3 protein-coding genes and 1 pseudogene are annotated in these 4,710 nt (G+C 70.3%); 3 read left to right on the forward strand and 1 reads right to left on the reverse strand.

What is annotated here, in order from left to right:
• Positions 1 to 1,109 (forward strand): annotated as a pseudogene (locus tag ACFXN1_RS51225) (glutamate dehydrogenase); the annotation flags it as partial.
• Here ACFXN1_RS51225 and ACFXN1_RS51230 read toward each other — a convergent pair.
• On the reverse strand, positions 1,093 to 2,619 hold the full coding sequence (locus ACFXN1_RS51230) for a PucR family transcriptional regulator (RefSeq protein WP_379437361.1): 1,527 nt from the start codon (positions 2,617 to 2,619) through the stop codon (positions 1,093 to 1,095). The pseudogene ACFXN1_RS51225 and the gene ACFXN1_RS51230 overlap by 17 nt on opposite strands.
• 141 nt (positions 2,620 to 2,760) lie before the next feature.
• Between ACFXN1_RS51230 and ACFXN1_RS51235 the strand changes: the two genes are divergently transcribed.
• Positions 2,761 to 4,191, forward strand: a complete 1,431-nt coding sequence (locus ACFXN1_RS51235) for an aminobutyraldehyde dehydrogenase (protein WP_379437359.1) — start codon at positions 2,761 to 2,763, stop codon at positions 4,189 to 4,191.
• 46 nt (positions 4,192 to 4,237) lie between these two features.
• On the forward strand, positions 4,238 to 4,710 hold a 473-nt coding region (locus ACFXN1_RS51240), incomplete at its 3' end, for an aminotransferase class III-fold pyridoxal phosphate-dependent enzyme (protein WP_379464154.1).

The raw sequence follows: 4,710 nt of genomic DNA on the forward strand, positions 1-4,710 counted from the left end.
GCCTGGCCGAGGCACACGCCCCCTTTCTGATCGATCGGCACGGCCGTTTGATCGAGAACCTGGAGCAGGCCACCGGTCTCGACCGCGCCGCCGAATTCCTGCCCACCCCGGCGGAGCTCACCGCCCGCCGCCGTGCGGGAACCGGCCTGGTGCGTCCGGAGATCGCGGTACTGCTGGCCATGGCCAAGAACCTGGTCCGCGATGAACTCCTCGCCGCCGGAATCCTCGACGATCCGGTGGTGGCCGGGACCGTGTTCGGCTACTTCCCCGATTCGGCGCGCGCCCGGCTGGGTGAGGACGTGCTGCGCAAGCACCCGGTGGCCCGGGAGATCGTGGCCGTGGCGGTGGCGAACCAGGTGATCAACCGGGTCGGCCCCGGTATGATCCACCGCCTGGAGGAGCGCCTCGGCGCGGGCACCGCGCACATCGTGCTGGCCTGCACCGTTGTGCACACCGTGCTCGATATCGACCGTTGGTGGCGCGACGTCCTCGCCCTGCCCGGCGTCTCGCCGCGGGTGCGGATGAGCATCCTCAACGGTATTCAGGCGGCCGTCGAACAGGCCACCGCCTGGTTGCTGACCCAGCCCGGCTCCGGCTCCTGGTCCGAGGAGATCGACCGCCACGCACCGCTGGTCGCGGAATTGATCACGGTGCTGCCGCGACCCTGCGGGCATACCGGACGCGACCTGGCGAACCTGCGTCTGCTGGCGCAGGCGCTGCCGCTGAGCGACATCGCCCGGCGCGCACAGCTTCCGGTGCCGCTGGTTGCGCAGACCTACCGGGAGCTGGGCGATCTCATCGGTTTGGACTGGCTGGCAACGGCTTTCGACGCGAAGCCCGCCTCGGACCGCTGGGAGACCCTGGCTGCCGCCGTGCTGGTCGACGAATTGCAGTCGCGGTGGCACGCGCTCACGGTCGCGGTCCTCGCCGGGGCCGACCCCACCGCCTCGGCCCGCGATCTCGTGACGGCCTGGGGTGACACCGATTCCGCCGCCAGGCTGCGGGAACTGGCCGGTGGTCTGCGCCGCTCCGGCGTCGTCGATATCGCCCGCCTATGCGTGCTCAACGCCGGGTTGGCGGAGGCGGCCAAGGTCAGCGCCGGGCGATAACGGCCAGCAGCAGCTCGGCGCGCACCCGTGCGGTATCGAGCCGGCAGCCGAGCACGGATTCGATCTTGACGATCCGGCTGCGCAGCGTATGCCGGTGCACACCGAGGGCGTTGGCGGCGGCTTCCCATTGCCCGTGCGCCTCGAGGTAGGCGCGCAGCGAGTCGACCAGGTTGGTGTCGTGCCGCTCGTCGTAGCCGACGAGCGGCGCGAGCATGGCCTCCGATACCGCGCCGAGCACCCGCCGCGCCTCCGGGAAGGTCAGCAGGGAGTGCCCGGCCAGCGCGGAGAGCTCCTGCGGGCTCGCCCCGGGCGGCGCCGCGGACGCGGACAGCTCCGCGTGTTCGATGGCGGAGGCGAAGCGGCGCAGGGGATGTGGCGCGCTGATCCCGGCACGCACGGTGGCGCGCACGCTCGCGGGCAAGGACCCCAGCAACTGCTCCGCCGATTCCTCGGTATCGGTTCCGGCCAGCAGGACGGCGGCCCGATCGTCGGCCAGGTGGGCGAACAGCTGCCTGCTCAGCGCCGCCAGCCGCGTGTCGACGGCCTCGACGACCTGGTCGGCGGTGTCCGCCGAGGGACAGCGCAGCACCAGCGCCCGCACGCGCCCGGCCCGGTCGGCGGCCGGAGTCAGATGCCCCCACACGGTGTCGAGCGTGGTCGGTTCCTCGAGCAGCATGGCGATGGCCTGAGTGTTCAAGCGGTTCTGCGCGATGCGCAGTCGCGCGGGTTTCTCGAAGTCCAGGGCGAGCAGTGAGCTGGCGTGCCCGAGCAGCACCTGGTCGACAGGGCTCAGCGCGGTCGGTGTCACGACGGCGAGGTGCCCGTGCGCGGCGGGCCCGGCCGCGATGGCCTGCACGGCGATGAACACGTCCGGGGCCGTGTGGATCACGCCGCTGGCCGCGCCGTCGCCGCGGGTCCCGAGAAATTCGGTGATCTTGTCGATGATCTCGGCGGGCGCCGGCCCCGGATGCGCGTCGGTCACCACGCCATCGGCGCCGACGACGATCGCGGTCGCCGACAGCGCCGCCGACAATTCCTTGATGACGGCGGGCACGCCCTGGATCGCGGCGCGGGTCATGCGCGGCTGGCTGCGTGAGGCCCGCAGCACCTTTTCGTACTCCTGTTCGGCGAGCCGCTGCATGACCTTCTTGGTGATCGCGCCGAACGGCGTCGGCAGCGGCACCTCGAACAGCGGCAGCCCGAGCTCATCGGCGGCCTCGACCAGGTCCTCGGGCACGGCCGGGTGCGAGAGCCCGACCCCGAATCCGACGCCGACCACCCCCACCGAGTCGAGATCACGCAGGTAGCGCAGTCGATCGGGGCGACTGAGCGGCAAACCCATGCCGGTGGTGAGCACCAGTTCCCCGCCGGAGAGCCAGTGCTGCGGTTCGGTGAGTTCGGAGGTGAGCGCGAGCGCGATCTCCCGGCCCAGTCCGGCACCGCCGCCTTTGAGCACCAATCCCAGCTCGGGCTGCGACAGGATCCATCGGACCGGAATTCCCACACTCATAGCTCTCCCACAGCAACTGGACACAATGGTGAAACCCCACTCTCGAGTCACGCCGATCCGGCAGGTGACGCAGGGGTGTGTCGCGCAGCACACTCGGTGGCAATCGAGCAGCACTCCCACATCGCACGAGAACGGGCAGACATGACCACGGAGATACTTCGCAACTACATCGACGGCCAGTTTACGGTCGCCACCGCGGCGGAGTCGTTCGAGCTGATCAGCCCGGTGGACGAGTCCGTGACCGGCCGCAGCCCGATCTCCGGGCCCGCCGATGTGGATGCCGCCGTGGCCGCCGCCGCCCGCGCCTTCCCGGCCTGGAAGGCCGCCACTCCGCGCCGCCGTCAGGCCGCCCTGCTGAAACTGGCCGACGCCATCGAAGCCAATGCGCAGGCCCTGGTCGAGGCACAGTCCCTCGATACCGGCCAGCCCAAGCATCTGATCGCCTCCGAGGAGGTCGCCGCGGGCGCGGATCACCTGCGCTTCTTCGCCGGGGCGGCGCGGCTGCTCGAGGGCAAGTCGGCCGGTGAGTACCTGGAGGGCTTCACCTCCTATGTGCGCCGCGAGCCGGTCGGCGTGATCGGCCAGGTGACGCCGTGGAACTACCCGCTCATGATGGCCATCTGGAAGATCGGCCCGGCGCTGGCGACCGGCAATGCGGTCGTCCTCAAGCCCAGTGACACCACGCCCCGCAGCACCCTGGTGCTGGCCGAACTGACCCGCGACATCCTGCCCGCCGGCGTCCTGAACGTGGTGCTCGGCACCGCGGGCACCGGGGCCGCGCTGGTCGCGCATCCGGCCCTGGACATGGTGGCCATCACCGGTTCGGTGCGCGCGGGCATCGAGGTGGCCACCGCCGCCGCCCATCAGGTGAAGCGGGCGCATCTCGAATTGGGCGGCAATGCGCCGGTCCTGGTGTTCGACGACGCGGATCTGGCGCTCGCCGCCGATCGCATCGGTGATGCCGCCTACTTCAACGCCGGTCAGGACTGCACGGCCGCCACCCGCGTGCTGGTGCACGAGTCCGTGCACGACGCCTTCGTGCAGGCCCTGGTCGAGAAGGCGCACACGGTGCAGCCGGGCCTGCCCGACAATCCCGATGCCGCCTACGGCCCGCTCAACAACATCCGCCACTTCGAGTCGGTCACCGGCAAGATCGCGGCGCTGCCCGCGCACGCCACCATCGCCACCGGCGGTGTGCGGATCGGCGAGCGCGGCTTCTTCTTCGCGCCGACCGTGGTGACCGGTGTGCGCCAGGACGATCCGATCGTGCAGGAGGAGATCTTCGGCCCGGTGATCACCGTGCAGACCTTCGCCGACGAGTCCGAGGCCATCCGCCTGGCCAATGACGTGGTCTACGGCCTGGCCTCGAGCGTGTGGAGCCGCGATCACGGTGTGGTGCAGCGGGTTTCGGCTGCGCTGGACTTCGGCGCGGTGTGGGTGAACTGCCATATTCCGCTCGTCGCCGAGATGCCGCACGGCGGTTTCAAGCGCTCCGGCCACGGCAAGGATCTGTCCGCCTACGGCGTCGAGGACTACACGCGCATCAAGCACGTCATGAGCGCACACGACTGATTCCGGCCGCACCGGCCCCCGAATTCCCTTCCGCAGAAAGACTTTCATGACAGAGATCAGCTACCGGATTCCGCAGCAGCGGGTGCTCCGGACCGCCCTGCCCGGCCCGCGCTCGCAGGAACTGGCGGTGCGCCGCAAGGGCGCCGTCGCCGCGGGCGTCGGTTCCACCGCCCCGGTGTACACCGCCGACGCCGATGGCGGCGTCATCGTCGATGTGGACGGCAATGCGCTCATCGATCTGGCCGCGGGCATCGCGGTCACCAATGTCGGGGCGTCGCATCCGAAAGTCGTTGCGGCGATCAAGGATCAGGCCGAGCGGTTCACCCACACCTGTTTCATGGTGGCCCCGTACGAGGGCTACATCGAGGTGGCCGAGCAGCTGGCCGCGCTGACTCCGGGCGATCACGAGAAGCGCAGCGTGCTGTTCAATTCCGGCGCGGAAGCGGTGGAGAACGCCATCAAGGTGGCGCGCCTGGCCACCGGCCGCCCCGCGGTGGTCGCCTTCGATCACGCCTATCA

This window comes from Nocardia sp. NPDC059154 (assembly GCF_042755705.1).
GTDB lineage: Bacteria > Actinomycetota > Actinomycetes > Mycobacteriales > Mycobacteriaceae > Nocardia.

Excerpts from the sequence above, each read along its gene's own strand:
- ACFXN1_RS51230 (WP_379437361.1), bottom strand. The coding sequence starts at position 2,619 with ATGAGTGTGGGAATTCCGGTCCGATGGATCCTGTCGCAGCCCGAGCTG.
- ACFXN1_RS51235 (WP_379437359.1), top strand. The coding sequence starts at position 2,761 with ATGACCACGGAGATACTTCGCAACTACATCGACGGCCAGTTTACGGTC.